Origin of the sequence: Streptomyces albidus (ex Kaewkla and Franco 2022), from assembly GCF_013870515.1 — a bacterium.
In the GTDB taxonomy this organism is placed as follows: Bacteria; Actinomycetota; Actinomycetes; order Streptomycetales; family Streptomycetaceae; genus Streptomyces; species Streptomyces albidus.
The window spans coordinates 1-24,264 of the sequence record NZ_JACBXA010000043.1; the positions used below are offsets into that span (position 1 = coordinate 1).

General features: G+C 69.5%; 14 protein-coding genes. 8 read left to right on the forward strand and 6 right to left on the reverse strand.

Annotation, left to right across the window (positions count from 1 at the left end; translation table 11 throughout):
* From H5J26_RS10055 to H5J26_RS10070, 4 genes are all read left to right on the forward strand, one after another.
* A partial coding sequence (locus H5J26_RS10055; protein ID WP_268933055.1) for an FtsK/SpoIIIE domain-containing protein occupies positions 1-1,212 on the forward strand: 1,212 nt, incomplete at its 5' end.
* Positions 1,213-1,357: 145 nt separating this feature from the next.
* Entirely contained in the window at positions 1,358-2,776 is a 1,419-nt protein-coding gene (locus tag H5J26_RS10060; RefSeq protein WP_181765420.1) for an ABC transporter substrate-binding protein, read from the forward strand.
* Positions 2,777-3,039: 263 nt separating this feature from the next.
* On the forward strand, positions 3,040-4,320 hold the full coding sequence (locus H5J26_RS10065) for a carbohydrate ABC transporter permease (protein WP_181765438.1): 1,281 nt from the start codon (positions 3,040-3,042) through the stop codon (positions 4,318-4,320).
* Complete coding sequence (locus H5J26_RS10070) at positions 4,317-5,276, forward strand: carbohydrate ABC transporter permease (protein ID WP_181765421.1); 960 nt, start codon at positions 4,317-4,319, stop codon at positions 5,274-5,276. The genes H5J26_RS10065 and H5J26_RS10070 overlap by 4 nt, the downstream gene beginning before the upstream one ends.
* A 49-nt stretch (positions 5,277-5,325) precedes the next feature.
* Here H5J26_RS10070 and H5J26_RS10075 read toward each other — a convergent pair whose 3' ends face one another.
* Positions 5,326-6,282: a class I SAM-dependent methyltransferase gene (locus tag H5J26_RS10075; protein WP_181765422.1), complete on the reverse strand. Its 957-nt coding sequence runs from the start codon at positions 6,280-6,282 to the stop codon at positions 5,326-5,328.
* Between the two features lie 369 nt (positions 6,283-6,651).
* Here H5J26_RS10075 and H5J26_RS10080 point away from each other — a divergent pair, with 369 nt between their 5' ends.
* Positions 6,652-9,159 (forward strand): glycosyltransferase family 4 protein, encoded by a 2,508-nt coding sequence (locus H5J26_RS10080; protein ID WP_181765423.1) that lies wholly within the window; start codon positions 6,652-6,654, stop codon positions 9,157-9,159.
* A gap of 81 nt (positions 9,160-9,240) precedes the next feature.
* Here the strand turns inward: H5J26_RS10080 and H5J26_RS10085 are convergent, their stop codons facing one another.
* The 4 genes from H5J26_RS10085 to H5J26_RS10100 all read right to left on the reverse strand — a co-directional run bounded on the left by H5J26_RS10085 (position 9,241) and on the right by H5J26_RS10100 (position 18,288).
* Entirely contained in the window at positions 9,241-11,358 is a 2,118-nt protein-coding gene (locus H5J26_RS10085) for a hypothetical protein (protein ID WP_181765424.1), read from the reverse strand.
* 242 nt (positions 11,359-11,600) lie between these two features.
* Positions 11,601-16,619, reverse strand: coding sequence for an NAD-glutamate dehydrogenase (locus H5J26_RS10090; RefSeq protein WP_181765425.1), 5,019 nt, complete (start codon positions 16,617-16,619; stop codon positions 11,601-11,603).
* Between the two features lie 303 nt (positions 16,620-16,922).
* Entirely contained in the window at positions 16,923-17,618 is a 696-nt protein-coding gene (locus tag H5J26_RS10095; RefSeq protein ID WP_181765426.1) for an HAD family hydrolase, read from the reverse strand.
* A 154-nt stretch (positions 17,619-17,772) separates the two neighbouring features.
* Entirely contained in the window at positions 17,773-18,288 is a 516-nt protein-coding gene (locus tag H5J26_RS10100; RefSeq protein WP_181765427.1) for a DUF6912 family protein, read from the reverse strand.
* A 425-nt stretch (positions 18,289-18,713) separates the two neighbouring features.
* On the opposite strand from H5J26_RS10100, the gene H5J26_RS31405 reads away from it, so the two are divergent.
* Complete coding sequence (locus H5J26_RS31405; RefSeq protein ID WP_235980598.1) at positions 18,714-19,262, forward strand: Rv3235 family protein; 549 nt, start codon at positions 18,714-18,716, stop codon at positions 19,260-19,262.
* Positions 19,263-19,387: 125 nt separating this feature from the next.
* Here H5J26_RS31405 and secA read toward each other — a convergent pair whose 3' ends face one another.
* Positions 19,388-22,222 (reverse strand): preprotein translocase subunit SecA, encoded by a 2,835-nt coding sequence (secA, locus tag H5J26_RS10110; RefSeq protein ID WP_181765428.1) that lies wholly within the window; start codon positions 22,220-22,222, stop codon positions 19,388-19,390.
* A gap of 174 nt (positions 22,223-22,396) precedes the next feature.
* Between secA and H5J26_RS10115 the strand changes: the two genes are divergently transcribed.
* Positions 22,397-22,978, forward strand: coding sequence for a GNAT family N-acetyltransferase (locus H5J26_RS10115; RefSeq protein WP_181765429.1), 582 nt, complete (start codon positions 22,397-22,399; stop codon positions 22,976-22,978).
* Between the two features lie 96 nt (positions 22,979-23,074).
* Complete coding sequence (locus H5J26_RS10120; protein ID WP_181765430.1) at positions 23,075-24,247, forward strand: winged helix-turn-helix domain-containing protein; 1,173 nt, start codon at positions 23,075-23,077, stop codon at positions 24,245-24,247.
* Positions 24,248-24,264: the final 17 nt, after the last annotated feature.

The following is a 24,264-nucleotide window of genomic DNA, read 5'->3' on the forward strand; positions in this document are numbered from 1 at the left end:
GGCGCCGGGCCGCGCGGTCCGCTGGAGGCCGAGCTGACGCGCTCGCACGGACACGCCCTCGTCGTCGGCCCGTCGGGCACCGGCAAGACGGAGTTGCTCCGCTCGCTCGCCGCGTCGCTGTCCGCCGGGGGGCGGCCCGACCGTCTCCACCTCGTCCTGCTCGACGGTGACGGCTCCGCCCGCGACGGTCTGCGGACCTGCCTCGAACTGCCGCACGCGCGGCATCATCTGGCGGCGAGCGACCCGGTGGAGATGCGGGAGTTCGCGCAGTCCCTCAGCGGCGAACTGAAGCGGCGCGCGGAACTGATCGGCGACGAGAGCACGTACGAGGAGTTCGCGCGCGGGGCATCCCGCCCCGGCCACCGCGTCGTCCCACCGCGCAACTCCCCCCACCGCGACGGCGCTCGTACGGGCGCGGAGGCCGTCGTCCCCGAGCGCGTCGAGCAGCAGACCGCCGATCCGTCCGCAACGGGATCCGGGCAGGGGCCGGAGACCGTCCACGGCACGCTCCGGCTCCGCACCACGCAGGCCCAAACCGGTGGCACCTCCGGCTCGTCCGCAGGCCGTGGCACCGAACCGGCCGGACGGGATGTGCCCGCCGCCACGGACGAGGCCTTCGTTCAACACTTGGACGCACAGAGCGCTCCGGTCCCCCGCCTGGTCATCCTCGTCGACGACTTCGACACCCTCGTCGACCCCGCTCTGGGCAACCCGGGCCGCCCCGCCGCCGGTTCCGTCGTACGGGCCCTGGAGGCCGTCGCTCGGGACGGCGCGCGACTCGGCATGCACGTGGTCGCGGCGAGCGGCCGGCCGGACCGTACAGCCGGTACGGCGGTCGCTCAGGCGGCGGCGCTGCGCGCCGAACTGTCCCGCTCGGGCGACCCCGCGGGCGACGAGGAGGCGATCCCCGGAAGGGGCAGTCTCATCGCGTCTGACGGCTCCATGACCGCCTTCCAGGCAGGTCGGGTGACCGGGCGGATCCCGCGGACCTCCACGCAGCGTCCCACCGTCGTGCCGCTCGACTGGACCCGTGCCGGAGACCCTCCGACGAGCCGCCCCGTGAGGGAGCTCGGCAACGGCCCGACGGACCTCGCTCTGCTCGCGAGCGCGGTGGGCAGGGCGGCCCGCTCTCTCGGGCTGGACCCACAGGAATCGGGCACGTCAGCAGCGATCAGATCACGGAGTGGTCAAGATGAGGTTCTTGAAAGCTGACAACGTATTGCGGGCGCTCCGCGTTCAGGCGTAGGACTTTGCGCACGGGACTGAGGGAGTGGACCAGAAGCCCTCACGCCTTGTGACCAAAACGGCACGGCGTTCGAAATCGGGCATCGTGCCTCCGATGGGGACGGCGGGAGCTATGCGTAAAAGGGTTCGTGCGACTGGTACTTCAAGCACCAGGAGCCACACCAGCATCTTCAACACCAGGGCGACTGCACGTGGCGCTGTGGCGCTCTGCGCCGTCGCGGCCCTGTCGCTGACAGCCGCCTGTGGCGGCGGGGGCGACAAGGAGGAAGACAAGGGCGGCGCCTCCCAGGCCGACGAGAACACCGTCAAGCTGCCCAAGCTCAAGGGCGAGAAGATTCAGGTCGCGGCCGTCTGGACGGGCGACGAGGCCAAGAACTTCGGCAAGGTCATCGACGAGTTCAAGAAGCGCACCGGCGCCGAGGTGGAGGTCACGCCCACCGGTGACAACGTCGCGACCTACCTCGGTTCCAAGATCGAGGGCGGCTCGCCGCCGGACGTCGCGATGCTGCCCCAGGTCGGCGTGCTGAACCAGTTCGCAGAGAAGGGCTGGCTCAAGCCGGTCGACAAGGCCACCCAGGACCAGCTCGGGAAGAACTTCTCCAAGGGCTGGCAGGAGCTCGGTGCCAACAAGGGCAAGCAGTACGGCGTCTACTTCAAGGCCGCCAGCAAGTCCCTGATCTGGTACAACAACGCCGCGTACCAGAACGCCGGCGTGAGCGAGGCGAAGACCTGGAAGGACTTCATCAAGAACAACCAGACCATCGCGGACTCCGGTGTGGAGCCGGTCTCGGTCGGCGGCGGCGACGGTTGGGTGCTCACCGACTGGTTCGAGAACATCTACCTCTCGCAGGCAGGTCCCGAGAAGTACGACCAGCTCGCCCAGCACAAGATCAAGTGGACCGACCCCTCGGTCAAGAAGGCCCTGACCACGCTCGCTGAGCTGTTCGGGAAGAAGGAGCTGCTCGCAGGCGGCAACAAGGGCGCCCTGCAGACCGACTTCCCGACGTCCGTCACGAAGGCCTTCGATTCGACGGACACCCCGAGTGCCGCCAGCGTCTTCGAGGGTGACTTCGTCGGCATCAACGTCGCCAACGACACCAAGGCGAAGATCGGCAAGGACGCGAAGGTCTACCCGTTCCCGTCCGTCGACGGTGAGGCCCCGGTCGTGACCGGTGGTGACGCCGCTGTGGCGCTGAAGGAGAGCAAGGGCGCACAGGCCCTGCTGACCTTCCTCGCCTCCCCCGAGGCCGCGGCCGTGTGGGCGGAGGGCGGCGGTTTCGTCTCGCCGAACAAGAACCTGGACCTCAAGGCCTACCCGAACGACGTCCAGCGTGAGATCGCCAAGGCGATGATCGGAGCGGGTGACGACTTCCGCTTCGACATGTCCGACCAGGCCCCGGCCGCCTTCGGCGGCACCAAGGGCAAGGGTGAGTGGAAGGCGCTGCAGGACTTCCTGAAGAACCCGAAGGACGTCGCCGGCGCACAGAGCGCCCTCGAGGCGGCAGCCGTCAAGGCGTACAAGAAGGACTGACGCACGCGGCACCACCACCTGTGCCGGGCCCGTCGCGAACGACGGGTCCGGCACAGGTGACGCCGCATCACCAGCCCTCACCCGACCTGGAAACCCGGACAAGGGACACCACCGTCATGCCCACCCCCACCCCCACCCCACCGACAGACGAACCACCAGGGGGCGAATCCCGTCCCAGCGCCGTCATCGCCACCCAGCCGAACGGCGCCTTTGCGGCCTCTGCCGCTCCGGCAGGCAAGCCCTCGCCGCCCAGCGTCTCCGTGATGCGCTCGCGCCCCTGGATCGCCTTCGCGTTCCTGATGCCGGCGCTGCTGCTCCTGGGCGCGCTCGTCGTCTACCCGATCCTGTACTCGATCTTCCGCAGCACGCTGGACGCCTCGGGGTCGAGCTTCATCGGACTCGGCAACTACGTCGAGGTCTTCACCGACGACAACATCCTGACCGCGTTCAAGAACAACATCATCTGGGTCATCGTCGTCCCGTCCGTGTGCACCGCCCTGGGTCTGATCTTCGCGGTCCTGACCGAACGGGTGCGCTGGGGCACGGCGTTCAAGCTGATCATCTTCATGCCGATGGCGATCTCCATGCTCGCCTCGGGCATCATCTTCCGGCTCGTCTACGAGCAGGACCCGAAGCAGGGCGTCGCCAACGCCGTCTGGGTCGGCGTGCACGACACCTTCGCCGAGTCCTCCGCCTGGCCCGGCGCCCGTCCACGGCCCAACTCGGAGCTTGCCAAGTCGGCCGGCGGTGACTTCACCACCAAGTCGGCGGTCTCCGGCTCCGGCCCGGCCAACCTCGCGCTCGTCGGCGTCCCGCCGAAGGACGCGGCGGGTGCCGCCGAGGCGAAGACCGCACCGGCCGGCAAGGCGGGCGCGGTCACCGGGACCGTGTGGCTCGACTTCGCCCCGGGTGGCACCGGCAAGCCGGACGTCATCGACAAGAAGGAGAAGGCGCTCAGCGGCGTCAAGGTGGAAGCGGTGAAGGGCGGCAAGGTCGTCGGCACCGCGAAGTCCGCCGCCGACGGCACGTTCTCGCTTCCGGCGGACGCCGACGGAGCCAAACTCCGCCTGCCCGCATCGAACTTCGCGGCGCCGTACAACGGCATCGACTGGCTCGGCTCGACGCTGGTCACGCCCTCCATCATCGGCAGTTACATCTGGATGTGGGCGGGCTTCGCGATGGTCCTGATCGCGGCCGGACTCGCGGGCGTGCCACGTGAGTTGCTGGAGGCCGCGAGGGTCGACGGTGCCAACGAGTGGCAGGTCTTCCGCAAGATCACCGTGCCGGTGCTGGCTCCCGTCCTGGGAGTCGTCGTCGTCACGTTGATGATCAACGTGCTGAAGATCTTCGACCTCGTCTACATCATCGCTCCGAGCGCGAGCCAGAACGATGCCAACGTGCTCGCCCTCCAGCTGTATCTGTCGTCCTTCGGCGCGGGATCGAACCAGGGCGTGGGCAGTGCCATCGCCGTCATCCTGTTGCTGCTCGTCCTGCCGGTGATGGTTGTGAACATCCGTCGCTTGCGAAGGGAGTCCCGCCGATGACCGCGGTCAGTGCGGCCCAGCCCGAACCAGCCGCCGCTCCCAAGCCGAGCGCGACTCCGCCGCCCACCGGGCAGAAGAAGGAATCGGTCGCCTCCCGGCTGGTCACCATGACCGGCCACTGGGCAGTGCGGCTCGGCCTCGTCGTCGTCGCACTCGTGTGGCTGATGCCGACGGTCGGCCTGCTGAGTTCGTCACTGCGCAGCCCGGAGGACATCTCCGTCTCGGGCTGGTGGCAGATCTTCGACCTCAACTCCAGCTTCCCGTTCATCATCGACGCGGGACAGCTCACCGGGGCGAACTACGACACCCTCCTCGCGAACGACCTGGTGACGGGCTCGCTCTTCACCACTCTGCTGATCACCGTCCCGTCCACCTTCACGGTCGTGATCATCGGAGCGCTCGCGGGATACGCCTTCGCATGGCTGGACTTCCCCGGCCGCGACTGGTTCTTCCTGATCGTCGTGGGACTTCTCGTCGTCCCGGTGCAGGTGGCCCTCATCCCGGTCGCCAAGCTCTTCAACACCCTGGGGCTGTTCGAGACCACACCCGGTGTGGTCATCTTCCACACGGCCTTCGGCCTGCCCTTCGCGGTCTTCCTTCTGCGGAACTTCTTCGCCGAGATCCCCCGCGAACTGCTGGAGGCCGCCCGCCTGGACGGTGCCGGCGAGGTACGGCTGTTCACCCGTGTCGTGCTGCCCCTGGGCGGCCCGGCCATCGCCTCACTGGGCATCTTCCAGTTCCTGTGGGTGTGGAACGACATGCTGGTCGCTCTGATCTTCTCGGACGCCAGCAGCCCGCCGATCACGGTGGCCCTGCAGCAGCAGGTCCGTCAGTTCGGCAACAACATCGACGTGCTGGCTCCCGGAGCCTTCGTGTCGATGATCATTCCGCTGATCGTCTTCTTCGCCTTCCAGCGCCAGTTCGTCTCCGGCATGATGGCCGGCGCGGTGAAGTAGCCAGCTCAGCAGCACAACTGCACAGGGGACGACGCGGGGGCCGCCCCGGTCAACGGCTCCGGGCGCGCAGCGCCCGGGCCAGTTGGCGGGCGATCACGGGAGGCAGCACCTCACGGGCGACGCGACGGGACAGTGAAGCGTTCCGCCGCCCTGAGGCGCCCTCCGCCCCCGCGCCGTTCCCCTTCCAGCCCCGGGCTCCGGCCCGGGGTTTCTCATGCCTGGACACCGGCAGCTGCGGGGCCGCGGCCTTGCGTCCTCCCACGAGCAGGAGCCGCTGCCCGGCCACCTCCTGCCACTGCAGCCAGCAGTCGCCGCGCTCCCTCAGCTCCGCGTGGAGCTCGTCCTGTGCGGCGGCGGGGTCGCCCCATGTGCCGTAGAACTTCTGGCTGCTGACGCATATGGGCCGCAGCCCGCCTTCGAGTACGGCCTGCCAGGTGGCGCATGCGACACCCGGCGTGTGCGAGGAGCGGTAGTCGTCGAGGACGACGACGCCGTCCGGCGTGAGCGCGCTGCGGGCCGCCGCTATGTCGGGGCGCACGTGCTCGTACAGGTGCGACGCGTCCACGTGTACGAAGCGGCAGCTGCCGTCCGGGACTTCGTCGGGAACGACGGACGTCGGTGCGTGCAGCAGGCGCGGCAGCTCGTCGTGGAAGGAGAGGTAGTTGGCCTCGAACGCACGGCGGGTCAGTGTCGAGTACGAGCCGCGCATCTCTCGTTCGTTGTGCTCGGAGGGCGCCTCGGAACCGAACAGGTCGCACACCGTGAACGTCTCGTCCCCCCGGAGGTAGGCGCGCAGCATGATCGCGCTCTTGCCCATGTAGGCGCCCATCTCCAGCAGGTCACCGCTTTGTTCGCGCTCCCTCTGCCGCTGGAGGAACCAGTCGAAGAGCACGATGTCGGTGTTGTAGAACCAGCCGGGCACATCGTGGAAGGACTGCGGCCGCGGCAATTCCTCGGGTGCCGGCGCTGCGGGTTCGCTGGCGTCTGTGGTGGCGGCTCGGATCATGGAGCGCTTCTCCTCGGACGGGCGGAGACAAGATCGGTGCGGAACGGTGAACAGCAAGGCCACTGGGGGCGTGGAATCGCGTCCTGGAGCCCTGTATACGAGCCATCCGCTCCCGCATGCACGCCCTGAAGGGCGTTCCGAGCAGGGCTTCCGCTGACCGACGGCACACGGCCACTGGCGGTTCAGCTGCTGTTGGGCGTCGGCCGACTTGAGCCACATGTCCGCGAAGAACATCTGCCGAGCACATCTGTGCGGTGAACACGTCGCCTTCAGGTCCTACTGGCTATTTTCAGACCACGAAGGAACAATGCAGACAAAATAGGGCATTAAGGATGCCAATTCGAGCAGCACCTGTGAGGACCTGGCCAGATGAAGATTGCCTTTCTGCTGGACAATGCCTACGGAATCGGCGGAACGATCCGTTCCACGGTGAATCTCTCCCGGGCGCTCGCCGATCGTCACACCGTCGAAGTCGTCAGCCTCCGGCGCACGGTCGAGGACACCGCTCTCTCCTTCGACCCCCGGGTCACCATGACGCACCTCCTCGAGCTGCGCCGCGGCACTCGCGGATTCGACGGCGACGACCCCCGGTTCCACGAACCCAGCAGACGCTTCACCGAGGGGCCCGACCACTTGGAGCGAGGCATCGCCACGCATCTGGGCGACCTGCGCGTCCAGGGGTATCTGCGCGACACCGACGCCGACGTCGTCATCGCCACCCGGCCCAAGATCAACGACTATCTGGCGGCCTACGGCAGCGACCGCTACCTGCGCATCGGCCAGGAACACCTCACTCACGCCATGCACAGCGACCACGTGCGCTCGCACCAGGACGCCGCGATCCCGCTCCTCGACGCCTTCATCACCGTCTCCTACGCGGACGCCGCCAACTACCGCGCTGCCATCACGGGCACCGGCACCGAGACCGCCGACGGCGACGCGCTGATCACCTGCATCCCCAACGCCGTCCCGGCCGTGGACGTCGAGCCCTCGGACGGCGACAGCAAGCTGATCGTCGCCGCCGGCCGGCTGATCAAGGTCAAGCGCTACGACCGGCTCATCAACGCGTTCGCCCAGGTGTCCGAGAGGCACCCGGACTGGCGCCTGCGGTTGTACGGACGCGGCCGCCAGCAGGCGGCGCTGCGCGCGAGGATCGACAGGCTGGGCCTCTACGACCGCGCCTTCCTCATGGGCCCGCACGCTCCCATCGAGGCCGAGTGGGCGAAGGGCGCCATCGCCGCCGTCTCGTCCGACGCCGAGTCGTTCGGCATGACGCTCGTCGAGGCGATGCACTGCGGTGTCCCGGTCGTCAGCACGGACTGCCCGTACGGCCCCGGCGAGATCATCGACAACGGCGAGGACGGACTGCTCTCGCCGCTCGGCCCGACGGAGAAGGACAGCGTGCGCGCCTACGCCGACGCGCTGACCCAGCTCATCGAGAACCCCGAGCTGCGCTACCGGATGAGCCGGGCGGCGCTGGAGAAGGCCGCACGCTACTCACCGGAACGCATCGCCGGCGAGTACGAGCAGCTGATCGAGAAGCTGCTGACGCAGCGCCGGGCCTCGGGCAGGCAACCAGAGCGCGCACAGGCAGTAGAGGCCCTCGCCGAGCAGGTGGCGACGGCGCAGCCGGGACCGGGCGCACGCCCCGAGTCCGCGCCGTCGGCGCCCGCATCCGCAGGCCCGCCCCCCGGCGCACCGAAGAGTGCGGGGAAGGCGAGCGCCGGGAACGCCAGTGCGGCGAAGGGTGCGCCCCGGCCGTCCCGGCCGCTCCGCCGTGCCGCGATGCTCACCCTCGGCCCCGTGCTGCGTCCGGCCCTGCGGATGTGGCGCAGGCACCACAGTCCGGACCGCCCCGCCGCGAAGCTGCGCCGCCCGCTCGCCCGCACCCGCGTCGCCACCGACGGTTCGCTCCTGATCCGGCTGCTCGCCAAGCGGCTGCCGAAGACACCTTCGGTGCTCGTCGTCCGCTCACGCCGCGACAGCGGAACGCCCCACCGCATCCCGCTCCCCCCGCGCACCGAGGCCGTCGACGGCTGGATCGAGGTACGCCTCGAACGCGGCGCACACGGGATGGCGGAAGACCGCTGGGACACCTACGTGGAGCGGATTGGCGACGGCAAGCGCAAGCGCATCCACTCCGAACTCGTCGAGACGGCACGGCTCCTGTCGATGCCGGCGCCGCTGGACGCCGACGGCGCGCTCTCCCCCTGGGTGCCCTACACGACGCTCGACGGCTATCTCGCCGTACGCGCATGGCACCGCCCCGGGCACGCCGAGGTCACCTCCGTGGAGTTGGGAACGGACAGCTGCACCGTGCGGGCCGATCTGTACGGGCAGGCCGCACGCGCTGCGAAGGCGGGAGCGGGCGCGGTCGTTGCGGTCTCCCGTACGGAAGGTGAGCCCGACTTCGAACTCCCCTTCCGTCTCAGCGAGGACCCGGCCCCATCCGGCACGGACGCGGCGTCGACGGCATCCGGCAAAGACGGCGCGAGCGCACCCGCTCTCTCCTTCGAGCTCCCCTACGAACTCCCGGCGGCCCTCGACTCGGGTGACGCCAAGGGCGTATGGGACCTGTGGTTCCGGCCGGGCCCGAAGGACGGCAAGGGCAAGAAGGGCGAGGCTGCCGAGGCGCCGGTGCGCTTCGGGCGGCTCCTGGGTGACCTCGCCGACCGCAAGAAGACCGACCTCGTTCCGCGCGTACGGCTGGGCGACACCGAGACCGGGGTGTGGTTCTACTTCTCGCTGGTCAACGACCTGGTCCTGGCGCTTCAGCCGATGCCGGCGGAGACGCCGGTGAAGGTCCCCGCCAAGGACGCCGCACAGGCGAAAGCCCCTTCGAACGCCTCATCGCCCAGCGCTTCGGCGAGCAGCTGACGGAACAGTCGCGACGGGCCGGGAACCGGAGCCGGCTGCTGCCCCCGGGCAGCAGGGGCGCCCCGGTCACCGGCCCGTCCGTCAGTCCAGCGCCCCGTCCATGGCTTCGTCCATCGGACCGTCCGCCGGGCCGTCCATCGCTCCGTCCGCAGGCTCCTCCACGCGCGCCGGCTGCTGCACGCCGTTGCGCTCCCGGTGAGCCATCGCCTCGATCTGCAGATCCTGGACGGCCTTGCCGAAGCGGGAGGCGGAGGGCGGCTCGTCGGGGCCCAGCAGATACGTCTTGAGTTGTGCGCGGGGTACGCGCATCGTGTCGGCCGCCGGGTCCCGCACGGACTCCAGCAGTGCGGGGATCCCCTCAGCCGTCTCCGTGAGGATCGTGGCCGCACGGACGGTCGGGAAGCCCGATCTGAAGTCCCCCTCCGAGAGCCCGGAGGTGTTGACGACGGCGTACGGCTTCTCGCTGCTGAGATAGTCCGACACCACGCTGGAGACGTCCGAGATGAGCAGGTCGGCCTGGTTGAAGCAGGCGTAGATGCCCGGTCGCGGCCCGGCGAGGACCAGGTGCTCCCCGGGTGTGCACGCCCGCCAGAAGCACTCCTCCCACGCCTCGACGGCTTCGAGGACGGCCGCTGCGGGCGGATGCGGAGGCGCCGCCTGACGAAGCATCCGCTCCGCTTCGTCCTCACCCGGCCGGGAGCCCGGCGAGGAGAGCGAATCCATCACCGCGGCGAGCTGCTCGAGTTCGGCGACGGCAGCCGCGTCCGCGGACTCCCCGACGGCCGTCGGGGACCGCTGTGCGTTGGCGTCCGCGATCATCGTCCGGATGCGGTGGTCCGCCTCCTGCACCGCCGGGTCGACGGAGCCGGTCATCGGGTGGGGCTTGTAGAGCACTCGCACGCCCGGGTCCGCCAGGAGCGCGCGGACGATGTTCTCCCCCGCCAGGGAAACGGAGGTGTTCCCCGGATCGTCCGTCCAGCCCTCCCAGGTGGGCGCGTACAGGACGTCGACTCGACGGCCGGGCTCGGGCGGCCCCGTGCACGCACGGACGGGGGCGAGCTGGGGACGGCCGACCTCGACCACGTCGCCGTCGTCGACGCCGATGTCGGCGAGCTGGTAGCGCTCGCGCGCGGCGGGACCCGCGACCCACACCTCGTCGTAGGCCTTGGCATAGGGGTTGCAGGAGGAGAGCTTGTCGCTCTCGCCGTGGTTGATGAAGGCGTGCTTGATCGTCGGAATGCGCAGGACGTGCGAGGTCTTGCCGGAGTTCGCCGGGTGCAGCATCACGGGCAACGTGGAACGTTCGAGCCGCATCAGGTGAGCGACCTTCGGGATGCAGATGATCGGGACGTCCGTCGCCTCGATCCTCTGCACCATGAAGCGTTCGCGCAGCACGATGACCGGCCGCCCCTCCAGCTGTGCGAGCGTCGAGAGCCACATGTTCGCCTGGTACGCGGAGGCGGGTCCGCCGGAGAAGTACATGCCGACCGTGGGCCGGTAGGCGGCCAGCCAGCCGTCGAGCCAGGCCAGCGCCTCCTCCTCGCCGGCCGGGCGCCGCCCGGGCAGCAGTCGGCACGCCAGGTGCACGCCCCCGGCCAGCAGGACCGTCCAGCATGTCAGCGCCGTCAGAGCTCCCCAGCGTGCGTCGCCCGTCACCGCGGTGAGGGTGGTTCCGGCCGTGACGAGCGCGGCGCACCCCATCAGCCGCGCCGCCCCCTTGCTGCCGAAGAGTGCGGCAGGGGCGGGGCCGAGGCGGAGCGCGGAGGCGTCGATGTTGCGCGTGACGATCGGCAGCCTGCGTGACAGCCGCACCCGCGCGGCCACCCCCTGGCACACGAAGTGCGTGGCCCAGCACCCGAGCACCGCCACGAGCAGCAACGCCGCGTACGGCCGGGGACTCAGCACATCGAGCCGCGCCAGTCCGCCCAGCAGCAGACCGTCCCTCAGCAGCTGCCGGACGGGGTGGTACAGCTGTGCCCTGCCGAGGCTGCGGGCCAGGGTGCGACGGCTGCTCAGGAGCCATGTCTCGGTCAGCAGACCGAGGGCGGCTCCGCTGACGACGAGTGCGGCGTCGGCGAGCAGTACGCCCAGCAGCTGCAGTGCGTAGCCGGCGGCCAGCAGTCCCAGGACGGCGACGATCGGCGCCGCACGGCCCAGGAGCCGGCGTGCTCGCGATACAGCGTTCGACTCGGTGCGCATGGGCCTCCCCTTGACGGGTCTCTTCCACTAAAGACCGTCATGAGGGTCCCGGCGCTCTGGATACGGCCGAACGCGTGCACCCGCCTGCCGGGAGGCGCACAGGAGCGAGGTGGGCACACATACGGAGGTCCCCGTACGAGTGACTCGTCGGGGACCTGCGTGTGCGGAAGGGCCGAATGGAAGTGCAGCAGCGGGCGGCCGCCGGATGAACCACTGAGGTCCGGCAGCCGCCCGCCCGGGCGTCAGCGGTTGCTGCGCAGCAACGTGCGCATCGTGCGCATCGCCACCGAGAGAATGGCCAGGTCGAAGGTCTCCGAGGCCTGGATCTCGTCGAGCGTGGCCCGCGCACGGGAGAGGATCGTCGAGTTCTTCGACTCCCACTTCTGGTAGCGCTGCTCGGGGGTGGCGTTGCCGTCGCCCTCCGAGAGCACGTCCGCCGCGATCAACTGGTGCGCCGCGTAGAGGTCTTCACGGATGGCCGCCCGCGCCATGGACTGCCAGCGGTCCGCACGCGGCAGTTCGCTGACGCGCTCCTGGAGCTGGGTGATGCCGAGCCGGTCGGCCAGGTCGTAGTAGACCGCTGCGACGTCCAGCAGCTGCACGCCGGTACGGTCCGCGACGGCCACCACGTCGAGTGCGGAGAAGGCAGCGGAGAACCCGGCCACCCGCTCGGCCAGTTCGGCCGGGACTCCGGCCTCGCCCAGCTTGTCCAGGATGGCCTGGTGCCAGATGCGGTCGTCGCCCCTGAGCAGCTTGGGGAGCGCGTCCCACACGGTCGCCACGCGCTCGCTGAACAGCTCGATGGTGTCGGAGAGCGCCAGCGGCTGCGGACGGTTGTTCAGCAGCCAGCGGGTGCCGCGTTCGACGAGCCGCCGCGACTGGAGGCGGATGCGGGTGAGCACTTCGGCGTCGACGATGTTGTCGAGCGCCTCCGCCTCGTCCCAGATCTCCCCGAGCCGGAAGATCGCGCGGGCGGCGGTGTGCGCCCTCACGACCTCCTCCGTCGAGGCGCCCGTCTCCTCCCTCATGCGGTGCACGAGCGTCGAACCGCCGCCGTTGACCGTGTCGTTGACCAGGAGCGTCGTGATGATCTCGCGGCGCAGCGCGTGGGCGACGATCTCCTCGGGGAACCGCTCCCGCAGGGCCTCCGGGAAGTAGGCGCGGGCGAGCCGCTGGAGGTACGGGTCCTCGGGAAGGTCCGTGCCGATCAGGTCGTCCGTCACCGTGATCTTGGTGTAGGCCAGCAGAACGGCCAACTCCGGCTGCGTCAGACCGTGTCCGGCGGCGAGCCGGTCGCGGATCTGCTTGTCGCTGGGGAGGAACTCCAGGGCGCGGTCGAGCTTCCCCTCCTTGCCCAGACGCCGCATGTAGCGCTGGTGGGCCTGGAGCAGGCTGGGAGCACCCTCGACGGCGTTGGCCAGCGCGACGTTCTGCGCGTAGTTGCTCCGCAGGACGAGGTCGCCGACCTCGTCGGTCATCTCGGCGAGCAGGGTGTTGCGCTGCTTGACCGTCATGTCGCCGTTCGCCACGACGGAGTTGAGCAGGATCTTGATGTTCACCTCGTGGTCCGAGGTGTCCACGCCGGCGCTGTTGTCGATCGCGTCGGTGTTGACGCGGCCGCCCTTCAGTGCGAACTCGATGCGCCCGAGCTGAGTCAGCCCGAGGTTGCCGCCCTCGCCGACGACCTTCACGCGCAGGTCCTGACCGTCCACGCGGATCGCGTCGTTGGCCTTGTCACCGACGTCGGCGTCGTTCTCGGTGGACGCCTTGACGTACGTGCCGATGCCGCCGTTCCACAGCAGGTCGACCGGTGCGCTGAGGATGGCCCGCATCAGCTCGGCCGGCGTCATCTTGGTGACGGACGACTCGATGCCCAGCGCGGCCTTCACCTGCGGAGTGACCGGGACCGACTTGGCGCTGCGCGGGAAGACGCCGCCGCCCGCGGAGATCAGCGAGGTGTCGTAGTCCTCCCATGAGGAGCGCGGCAGTTCGAAGATGCGGCGCCGCTCGGCGTACGAGGTGGCCGCGTCCGGATCGGGGTCGAGGAAGATGTGCCGGTGGTCGAAAGCCGCGATGAGACGGATGTGCTCGGAGAGCAGCATGCCGTTGCCGAAGACGTCACCCGACATGTCGCCGACACCGACGGCGGTGAAGTCCTGGGTCTGGGTGTCGTGTCCGAGCTCCCGGAAGCTCCGCTTGACGGACTCCCAGGCACCCCGCGCGGTGATGCCCATGCCCTTGTGGTCGTAGCCCGCCGAACCACCGGACGCGAAGGCGTCACCGAGCCAGAAGCCGTACGCCTCCGCCACCTCGTTGGCGATGTCGGAGAACGTGGCGGTGCCCTTGTCGGCGGCGACGACGAGGTAGTTGTCGTCACCGTCGTGCCGGACCACGTCCTCGGGGTGGACGACGTCCATGCCGACCAGGTTGTCGGTGATGTCGAGCAGCCCGGAGATGAAGGTCTTGTAGCAGGCCACGCCCTCGGCGAGCCAGGCGTCCCTGTCGGCGGCCGGGTCGGGCAGCTGCTTGCAGACGAAGCCGCCCTTGGCGCCGACCGGGACGATGACCGTGTTCTTGACCTCCTGCGCCTTGACCAGGCCCAGGATCTCCGTACGGAAGTCCTCGCGGCGGTCGGACCAGCGCAGACCGCCTCGTGCGACCTTGCCGAACCGCAGGTGCACGCCCTCGACGCGGGGTGAGTACACCCAGATCTCGTACTCGGGCCGTGGGGCGGGCAGATCGGGGATCGCCTGCGGGTCGAGCTTGATCGAGAGGTACTCGTGCGGACGGGCGTCCGCGGCCTTCGTGCCCCCCGTCCTGCTTCCGGCTCCCGTGCTCTGGAAGTAGTTGGTGCGCAGAGTCGCCCTGATGACGGTGAGGAAGGAGCGCAGGATGCGGTCCTCGTCCAGGCTGGCCACCTGGTCGAGGGCGCCGTCCAGCTCCTCAAGGAGCCCGTCGGTCAGCTCGTGGCCCGCACGCGAACGGCTGGGGTCGAGGCGGGCCTCGAAGAGGTTCACCAGCAGCCGCGTGGTGTGAACGTTGTGGCGGAGGGTGTCCTCCATGTAGGTCGGGCTGAAGGTGGCACCGGCCTGCCGCAGGTACTTGGCGTACGCGCGCAGCACCATCGCCTGCCGCCACGTCAGACCGGCCGACAGCACGAGGGAGTTGAGCGCGTCGTTCTCGGCGCGGCCCGTCCACACGGCGGTGAAGGCGTCCTGGAAGCGCTCGCGCGCGTCCTCTCCGAGCCCGTGCACGTGGGATCCGGGCAGGCGCAGACCGAAGTCGTAGATCCACGCCTTCGTGCGGTCGCTGCAGCGCAGTTCGTACGGGCGCTCGTCGACGACCTCCACGCCCATCGCCTGGAGGGCCGGAAGGACAGCCGAGAGGGAGACGGGCTGCCCGATGCGGAAGATCTTGAAGCGGCGCTCGCCGGGGCTGGCACCGACGGGCTCGTACAGGCTGAGCGAGAAGTCCGGGGTGCCGTTCTCACCACGTGCGAGCCGGTTGAGGTGCTGGAGGTCGGCGACGGCGGCGCGCGGCGGGAAGTCGGCCTTGTAGCCCTCGGGGAAGGCGTTGGCGCTGTACTGGTGGCCCAGCTCAGCGGCCTGCTCCTCCCCGAACTCCGCGGTCAGCGCCTCCATGTAGCCGTCCGCCCAGGACCGGGCGGCCTCGGCGAGCCGGGCCTCGATCCGGTCCGCCTCGGCGTCCGTCAGCTCGGGCAGCATCGCTCCGGGATCGAGACGGATGACGAAGTGCAGCCTGGAGAGCACCGATTCGGTGTTCCAGACGGTGAACTCCACATTGCTGCCGCCCAGTTCCTCGGTGAGGATCTCCGTCAGCCGCAGCCGCACCGAGGTGGTGTAGCGGTCCCTGGGGAGGTAGACGAGCGCCGAGTAGTAGCGCCCGTACTCGTCCTTGCGGAGGTAGAGCCGGAGCTTGCGACGCTCCTGGAGGTAGAGCACCGACGTGGCGATCGAGCGCAACTCGTCGGCGGGGATCTGGAAGAGCTCGTCGCGCGGGTACGTCTCCAGGACCTGAAGCAGGTCACGGCCGGCGTGGCTGTCGGCGGCGAACCCCGCGGAGGTCAGCACCTCGGCCACCTTGCGGCGGATGACGGGAACACGGCGCACGGACTCCGTGTACGCGGCGGAGGAGAAGAGCCCGAGGAAGCGGCGCTCCCCCACCACGTTGCCGTCGGCGTCGAACTTCTTCACACCGACGTAGTCGAGGTACGAGGAACGGTGCACCGTGGCGCGGCTGTTGGCCTTCGTCAGCACCAGCAGCTTGTGCTCGCGTGCCTTGGCCCGGGCGTCCGCGGGGAGGCGGCTGAAGGACGGGGAGGCGGGGTGGCCCTCGACGGTGGTGGTGTGCTGCGGGTCGGAGCGCAGGATGCCCAGGCCCGATCCGGCGACGGGCGTGAGCGCCAACTCCTCGTCGCCGTCGGGCGTTTCCGCGGAGAGTTCGTACTCCCGGTAGCCGAGGAAGGTGAAGTGGTCGTCCGCGAGCCAGCGCAGAAGTTCGCGCGACTCCTCGATCTCCTCCGGCGAGAGGTCCGGAGCCGGAGGCTCGGACTCCAGCTCGTCGGCGACGCGCAGGGCGGCGCCGCGCATCTTCCGCCAGTCCTCGACGGATTCACGCACGTCGGACAGGACCCGCAGCAGGTCGTCGGTGATCTGCTTGAGGTCGTCGCGCTCGGTCTCACGGTCGATCTCGACGTGGATCCAGGACTCGGTGACCGCGTCGTCCGGCAGCTCCCGGTCCTCTGCGGACCTGCCGCCGGGGCCGGGGATGAGCTTGTCGCGGCCCGCGTCGAGGACCTCGAGCAGCTTCCCGGTGATGTCGCGGCGCACGATCATCTGAGGGTGGATCACGACGTGGATGCCGCGCTGCTGCCGGGACAGCTCGTTGGTGACCGAGTCGACCAGGAAGGGCATGTCGTCGGTGACGACCTCGACGACTGTGTGGGTGCAGGTCCAGCCGTTCTCGTCGACGGAGGGGGTGTGCACCCGTACGTTGGCGGTGCCCTGCGGCCGGTCCTGCGCCAAGCGGTAGTGCGCGAAGGCCGCACCGAGGATGTCGACCGGGTCCCGGTCGGTGAGGTCCTCGGGTGCGGTGTGCAGGTAGTAGCGCTGGAGAAACGCCCGGAGGGCGCCGTTCTCGAGGCCTCGCGCGGGGTGCTGCCCCCCGGCGGGACTCTCTTCAGCTACCCGGGCGGCCTCTGCGAGCCGCTCGGCCTTTGCTTCATCCAGCTTGGTCTGCATGTCCTCTGGCTCCTGTCGCGCGCCGTTGCGTGACGTCGGTGTGGCGGGGGCACGGCATCGGAGCGCGGGGTGACCGCTCGGGGCTCGACGCGTGCCGTGAGAGACGACCAGCGGAGGCCCTGGCGCTGTCGCACAGTGGCCACGGTACGAGGGCGGCATTGCCCCCGTGAGATATAGCGCTGATCACGCGCGTCAGGGTATCGCTCCCGGACCGTGGGCCGTCATGGCCCTTATGTGTACAAAATCAGTGCATGGTCTTGGACGAAGTGGACAGCAACCTGTCTGCGCACACCGACTCTCCCATCACCGGCTCGTGTTGGCTATCCACTCTGCCGCCTCGACAGCCTCCGCGAGGGTGTCGACCACCGGCACTCCTGCCGTCTCCAGACTGGCCCGACTGTGTGAGCCGCCGGTGTAGAGAACCGCACGGGCGCCTACGTGCGCCGCGGCCAGCGCGTCGTCCACGGCGTCCCCGATGACCACCGTGTGATCGGCCTCCACTCCGTCGAGGGACAGCAGATGGCGCGCCATCTGCTCGGCCTTGCCTCCACCGGAAGGGCCGGTGGCGCCGTCGACGCGGACGAAGTGATCGGCGATGCCGTGCGTCCGTACGAGTGGCACCAGACGGTCGTGCGGCGCCAACGAACACAACGACTGGGTGCGCCCCGCGACCTTCTGCGCGGCGAGCAACTCGGCGGCGCCTTCGGTCAGGCCGGCCTCACGCGCCTGCAGCCAGTAGTGGCGGTGGAAGGCCTCGTCCATGACGTCCCACTCCTGCTCGCTGGGCAGGCGCCCCATCAGGCGTTCGTAGAACCGCGGGACCGGAACGCAGTAGAGCTCGCGGTAGCGCTCCAGCGTGATGGGCTCCAGACCCAGCTCGGCGAAGGCGGCGTTCGTCGCCGCGATGACGGCATGGATGTCGTGGAGGAGCGTGCCGTTCCAGTCCCAGACGATGTGCGCGGAGCGTCTGCCCGAGGTGACCGAATTACCCAGAACCATGACTACGACCGTACGTCCGGGGTCTGACAACGCGATACCGAATTCCCGCCGTCCTCCCTCAGCCCGGCTCGTCCCGGCTCGTTCCGGGCCCTCACGCGCGCGCCGGTCCGCGCCCCACAGCCCGCGGAGCCGCGCCGGAACCGCGGCCGCGTGGCTACCGGCCGAACAGGTGCGGGATCTCCTGCGAGGCATACCAGAGCAGCTCGTGGTCCTCGGCACCGTCCACCGTGAACTGTGCGTCGTCGTCGCCCATGTCGGCCGCGCCCAGCGCGTCCGCAGCCGCGGTGACATCCGCCTCCGCGTCGTCGGCGTCGACGTGCACGGCAGCCGCCTTGGTCATCGGCACGGGCCGCTCGAGCCGCACCTCGCCCAGTGACTCACGGTCCAGCGCGTGGTCCGGGTCGGAGGCCACCTCGCTGTCCGGCACGTCGGCGGCGACGACGACACGGCGACGGGGTGCGTCCGGCTGGAGAGCCAGCTGCCGCAACGACGCCTGCGCCGCCCGGTTGAGCGCCGCGTACTCCAACTCCTCGCTGTCGTCGGAGACATACCACTCGCGCAGCCCTGGTGTGACCGCGAACGCGACGGTCGAGCCGGGCTCGCGCACGAGGGTGCCGGCCAGGTGCGCGTCCTGGAGTGCGGGAAGGGTCAGAGGCACATAGACACGCATCGTGGCTGCCGCTTTCGTGTATCGCCGGACGGTCTGCCACGCCAGGATACGGTCCGCGCAGCGGCGCCTCCCCGTGAATTCGGCGCACGAAAGCCGCAGGTGAGCAGCGCCCGTCGTCACCTTCGGGACGTGCGGTCAGCCTGATAGGTGAAGGCGCCCGCACCCCCGACTCACCGATGGTCACTCATTGCGACCGCCCGATCACAGCAGCTACAACGATGAGCGAAGCTACTGGCGGGTATCAAACGGTGCCCGGCCGACCTGCGTACCACCCATCGGGGGACCTCATGACCACCACGCCCACGCCACCGGCACCACCCGGCCGCTCACCGCAGCCCGCACCGGCCCTGCAGCCCGACCAGCCCGGGCCCTCATCCCTGAACGCGGAGAGCGCCTCCGCGTCCACGTCCGCACCTTCCTCCTGCATGGCTTCAGCCGAAGCCGACGGAGCACAACGGCAGCCCGCAGCTCACCGTGCCGCTTCCCCGTCCGGGCGCAGCCCCAGGACTCCTGTACGCAAAGGCCCGCCGGGGCGCAGGGATTCGCGGCGCCCGGGAAGCCGGCACCCGGATTCCGCGGCCGGCCGGCCCTCGGCCTCCGCCCTCCGGGCGGCGGCCGCCCGCGAGAGGGAACGGCAGCCGCCGTACTGGTTCGCGAGCCGCCTGGTGCTCGTCCTCAGCGGCCAGCAGCCCGTGCACACTCTGCTGCGCTACACGCGGAGTTCGGCATACGAGACGCTCTCCGGGCTCGCCTCGCACGCGCCGCTGCGGCCGCGCGGAGCGGACCGCACGAGCCCCGCGGTGCTGGACGCGCGCGGCAGCCAGCCGCGAGACGGAGTGATCGAGGCCTTCGCTCGCATCGTCACCGGGGACCGGCAACGCGCCATCGCCTTCCGCCTCGAACTCTGCCCCGACCGCCGCTGGCGCTGCGCCGCAGTCGAACTGGACGGCCAGTCACCGGCCGGCCGCCGGTGACGAGCGGCCACGAAGGAGGTGTGCACGAACGACATGTGCACGAAGAGTCAGGTGCACACGGAGAAGGCCGGTGCCACCGCCCGATGAAGGGGGTGGCACCGGCCCGTACCGTCAACGTTCGCGGCTCACTTCTTGCGGCGCTTGCCCTTCTGCGCCTTGCGCCGCTCGGCCCGCGTCAGACCGTCCGCAGCGGAGCGGATCGGCTCGCCGTTTGCGGCGCCGGTCTCCAACTCGCCCTCCTCGACGCCGCCTTCGGCGGTCGGCGCGGAGTAGTGCAGGCGGTCCGGGCGCTGCGGGGCGTCCAGGCCCTTCGCCCGGATGGACGGCGCTGCGCCGGTGGCGGCACCCGCGGGCACCGCGTCCTGCGGCTCCTTCTCCAGCGAGGCCTTGACCGCGGGCTCCTCTTCGACGGGGACCTCTTCGACCTGCTGCTCGACCTGGACCTCCAGGTTGAACAGATAGCCGACGGACTCCTCCTTGATCCCGTCCATCATGGCCTGGAACATGTCGAAGCCCTCGCGCTGGTACTCGACGAGCGGGTCCTTCTGGGCCATGGCACGCAGGCCGATGCCCTCCTGGAGGTAGTCCATCTCGTAGAGGTGCTCACGCCACTTGCGGTCGAGCACGGAGAGCACGACACGCCGCTCGAGTTCACGCATGATCTCGCTGCCGAGCTCGGCCTCACGGGCGTCGTACTGCTCGTGGACGTCGTCCTTGATGGACTCGATGATGAACTCCGCGGTGATGCCCTCGCGTTCGCCCGCGGCCTCTTCCAGCTCCTCGACGGTGACCTTCACCGGGTAGAGCTGCTTGAAGGCGCTCCACAGGCGGTCCAGGTCCCACTCCTCGGCGAAGCCCTCGACCGTCTCGGCCTCGACGTACGCCTCGATCGTGTCGTCCATGAAGTGCCGGATCTGCTCGTGCAGATCCTCGCCCTCCAGCACGCGGCGGCGCTCGCCGTAGATGACCTCGCGCTGCCGGTTGAGGACCTCGTCGTACTTCAGAACGTTCTTACGGATCTCGAAGTTCTGCTGCTCGACCTGCGATTGGGCGGAGGCGATGGCACGGGTGACCATCTTGTTCTCGATGGGGACGTCGTCCGGCACGTTCGCCATGGACATCACGCGCTCGACCATCTGCGCCTTGAACAGACGCATCAGGTCGTCGCCCAGCGACAGGTAGAAACGGGACTCGCCCGGGTCGCCCTGACGGCCGGAACGTCCACGCAGCTGGTTGTCGATCCGGCGCGACTCGTGGCGCTCGGTGCCCAGGACGTACAGCCCGCCGAGCTCCTTGACCTCGTCGACGGCGTCCTTGACGGTGCGCTCCGCCTGCTCCAGCGCCGCGGGAAGCGCCGACGCCCACTCCTCGGCGTCGGCGACGGGGTCGAGGTTGCGGCTGCGCAGCTCCTGCTCCGCCATGCCCTCCGCGTTGCCGCCGAGCTTGATGTCGGTGCCACGGCCGGCCATGTTCGTCGCGACGGTGACGGAACCCTTGCGGCCCGCCTCGGAGACGATCGCGGCCTCGCGCTCGTGGTTCTTCGCGTTGAGGACCTGGTGGCGGACGCCGCGCTTGTTGAGCTGCTCCGAGAGGTATTCCGACTTCTCGACCGAAGTCGTACCGACCAGCACCGGCTGGCCCTTCTCGTGCTTGTCGGCGATGTCGTCGACGACCGCCGAGAACTTGGAGACCTCGGTGCGGTAGATCAAGTCGGCCTGGTCCGCACGGGCGAGCGGGCGGTGGGTCGGGATCGGGACGACGCCCAGCTTGTAGATCTGGTGGAACTCGGCGGCCTCCGTCATGGCCGTACCGGTCATGCCCGACAGCTTCTCGTACAGACGGAAGAAGTTCTGGAGGGTGATCGTGGCGAGGGTCTGGTTCTCGTCCTTGATCTCGACGGCTTCCTTGGCCTCGATGGCCTGGTGCATGCCCTCGTTGTAGCGGCGGCCGGCGAGGATACGGCCGGTGTGCTCGTCCACGATCATGACCTCGCCGTCCATGACGACGTAGTCCTTGTCCTTGTGGTAGAGCTCCTTGGCCTTGATGGCGTTGTTGAGATACCCGACGAGGGGCGTGTTGACCGACTCGTAAAGGTTGTCGATGCCCAGCCAGTCCTCGACCTTGACGACGCCGATCTCGTGGATGCCGACGGTCCGCTTCTTCTCGTCGACCTCGTAGTCCCCCGTCTCCGGGGTCTGCGTGCGCGGCTCGCCGGGCTCGCCCCTCTCCAGGCGCTTCACCAGCTTGGAGAAGTCGCTGTACCACTTGGTGGCCTGGTCGGCGGGACCGGAGATGATCAGCGGCGTACGGGCCTCGTCGATGAGGATCGAGTCGACCTCGTCGACGATGGCGAAGTTGTGGCCGCGCTGGACCAGTTCGTCCTTCGACCACGCCATGTTGTCGCGCAGGTAGTCGAAGCCGAACTCGTTGTTCGTGCCGTAGGTGATGTCGTAGCTGTACTGCTCGCGGCGCTCCTGCGGCGTCATGTGCGCCACGATGCACCCGACGGACAGGCCGAGGAAGCGGTGCACGCGCCCCATCCACTCGGAGTCACGCTGCGCGAGGTAGTCGTTGACCGTGATGATGTGGACGCCGTCGCCCGAGATCGCGTTCAAGTACGCGGGCAGCGTGCCGACGAGGGTCTTGCCCTCACCGGTCTTCATCTCCGCCACGTAGCCGAGGTGCAACGCGGCACCGCCCATGAGCTGCACGTCGTAGTGCCGCTCACCGAGGACGCGCTTGGCGGCCTCCCGTACCGTCGCGAACGCTTCCGGCATCAGGTCCTCGAGGCTTTCGCCTTCCGCGTACCGCTCCTTGTACTCGTCCGTGAGGGCGCGGAGCTCGGCATCCGACAGGTCCACGAAGTCCTCTTCGATGGAATTCACCTGCCGCGCGACGCGGTCCAGCTTGCGCAGGATCTTCCCTTCACCTGCGCGCATGAGCTTGCCGAAGACGGACACTTAGGGTGGCTCCTTGCCGGTCGAACCTGGCGCGGTCAATGCGCGGAGAACGGGCATACGGTCTCCGCCGCACCGGCCATCGTATGCGAGGGACGTAGGCCCCTGTACCCCTAACGGTTCGGAGCCGTGGAAGGTGCCGGAAGACGCTCCCGGCCACAAGGGCACAATCAGTCCATGGAGACCACCAGCCTCACCACGGACCGCCTCGTCCTGCGGCCTTTCGAGGAGCGCGATGTGGACGCGGTGACCGCCGCCTGCCAGGACCCGGAGATCGCGCGCTACATACCGTTCCCGGAGCCGTACGCCCGCAAGGACGCCGAGGAGTTCGTGACCGTCACGAGCCGCGCGGGCTGGCGCGAGGACACGATGTACAACTTCGGGGTCTTCACGACATCGGGTGCTCTCGTCGGATCGATGGGGCTCGTACGCATTGCCCTGCTGCGCGCCGCCGAACACCAGGCGGAGATCGGCTACTGGACCGCGAAGGACCAGCGCGGAAACGGCTACACGCAGGAGGCCGGGCGTGCCGTCGCCGAATGGGCGTTCACGGACCTGGGCGTCGAACGTCTGGAGTGGGTGGCGGAGGTCGGGAACGAGGCTTCCCGGGCCGTCGCGCTGCGGCTGGGCTTCGAGATGGAGGGGACGCAGCGGGCCCGGATCGTGAACCGCGGCACCAGACGTGACGCGTGGATCGCGTCACTGCTGCCCTCCGACTGGGGGCTGTTGGCGGAGACGCCGTACCTGCCTGCGCCGTGACTGCCGAGCGCCCGACTGTGCTGTCCCGCTGACCCGGCGACGCGACCCCGCGACGGGCAGGTCCCGCTGTCAGTGGCGGCACTTATCGTGTGCCGCATGACGACTGCCGAGATCTCGCTCTCCGCCGACGAGGCCCGCCGCCTGGCCCTGTGGGCGCAGGGCCTGCTGGGCGCTCCGGACCGCCGCGCCGGTGTGCGCGGTGTGCTGCGCAGGCTCGGCGCCGTCCAGTTGGACACCATCTCGGTGCTGGCGCGCTCGCACGAACTCGTTCCGTATGCCCGGCTGGGCGCCGTCGGCCGGGAAGCGGTGGAGTCGGCGTACTGGACCGGCGGCCACAGCTTCGAGTACTGGTCGCATGCCGCGTGCATCCTCCCCGTCGAGGAATGGCCGCACTTCGCCTTCCGGCGCCGTGCTCGGCGGGCCCGCGGCCACCGCTGGCACGTGCTGGAGGACCGGGACCGCGCCTGCGCCCTCGTACGGGACAGGCTGAAGGCCGACGGTCCACTCACCACTACGGAGCTCGGCGGCGGCAAGAACGGCGGCGAGTGGTTCGACTGGTCCGACACGAAGATCGCCGTGGAGTGGCTTCTCGACACCGGCGAGGTGGTGTGCACCGAGCGCCGTGGCTGGAAGCGCGTCTACGACCTGGCGGAACGGGCCATCCCCGACCGTCTGCTGCACGACGACATCGACGACCACGAGTGCATGCGCCGCCTGGTCGCCCAGGCGGGCGCGGCGATGGGTGTGGCCACGCGCTCCGACCTGGCCGACTACCACCGGCTCAAGGGCGAGCAGGTGGACGCCGTGCTGCCGGGCACCGACCTGGTCCCGGTGTCCGTCGAGGGATGGGGGAAGCCCGCCTGGGCCGACCCCGCCGCCCTCGAATCCGCAGCCCGCGGCCGGCACCGTACGACTCTGCTCTCGCCCTTCGACTCCCTGGTCTGGGACAGGCCCCGCACCCAGCGGATATTCGACTTCACGCACCGGCTGGAGGCGTACGTTCCCAAGCCGAAGCGGATCCACGGCTACTTCGCGATGCCTCTGCTGGCAGGCGGCAAGCTGCTGGGCCGGGTCGACCCCGGGCGGGAAGGGACGACGCTGGTCGCCCGCCAGGTGTCGCTCGCGGGGCGCAAGGCGGTCGGGCCGATGGCCAAGGCCTTGTGGGAGGCGGCGAGTTGGGTGGGCTGCGATGAGGTGCGCATCGGGCGCTGCGACGACGCGGAGCTTGCCGGAGCGCTGGCCGAAGCCCTGACGGAGGAGCCGGCGTGACGGAAAGGGCGGCGGGA

Coding starts and splice junctions, on each gene's coding strand:
- H5J26_RS10060 (WP_181765420.1), top strand. CDS start 1,358: ATGCGTAAAAGGGTTCGTGCGACTGGTACTTCAAGCACCAGGAGCCAC.
- H5J26_RS10065 (WP_181765438.1), top strand. CDS start 3,040: ATGCGCTCGCGCCCCTGGATCGCCTTCGCGTTCCTGATGCCGGCGCTG.
- H5J26_RS10070 (WP_181765421.1), top strand. CDS start 4,317: ATGACCGCGGTCAGTGCGGCCCAGCCCGAACCAGCCGCCGCTCCCAAG.
- H5J26_RS10075 (WP_181765422.1), bottom strand. CDS start 6,282: ATGATCCGAGCCGCCACCACAGACGCCAGCGAACCCGCAGCGCCGGCA.
- H5J26_RS10080 (WP_181765423.1), top strand. CDS start 6,652: ATGAAGATTGCCTTTCTGCTGGACAATGCCTACGGAATCGGCGGAACG.
- H5J26_RS10085 (WP_181765424.1), bottom strand. CDS start 11,358: ATGCGCACCGAGTCGAACGCTGTATCGCGAGCACGCCGGCTCCTGGGC.
- H5J26_RS10090 (WP_181765425.1), bottom strand. CDS start 16,619: ATGCAGACCAAGCTGGATGAAGCAAAGGCCGAGCGGCTCGCAGAGGCC.
- H5J26_RS10095 (WP_181765426.1), bottom strand. CDS start 17,618: ATGGTTCTGGGTAATTCGGTCACCTCGGGCAGACGCTCCGCGCACATC.
- H5J26_RS10100 (WP_181765427.1), bottom strand. CDS start 18,288: ATGCGTGTCTATGTGCCTCTGACCCTTCCCGCACTCCAGGACGCGCAC.
- H5J26_RS31405 (WP_235980598.1), top strand. CDS start 18,714: ATGGCTTCAGCCGAAGCCGACGGAGCACAACGGCAGCCCGCAGCTCAC.
- H5J26_RS10115 (WP_181765429.1), top strand. CDS start 22,397: ATGGAGACCACCAGCCTCACCACGGACCGCCTCGTCCTGCGGCCTTTC.
- H5J26_RS10120 (WP_181765430.1), top strand. CDS start 23,075: ATGACGACTGCCGAGATCTCGCTCTCCGCCGACGAGGCCCGCCGCCTG.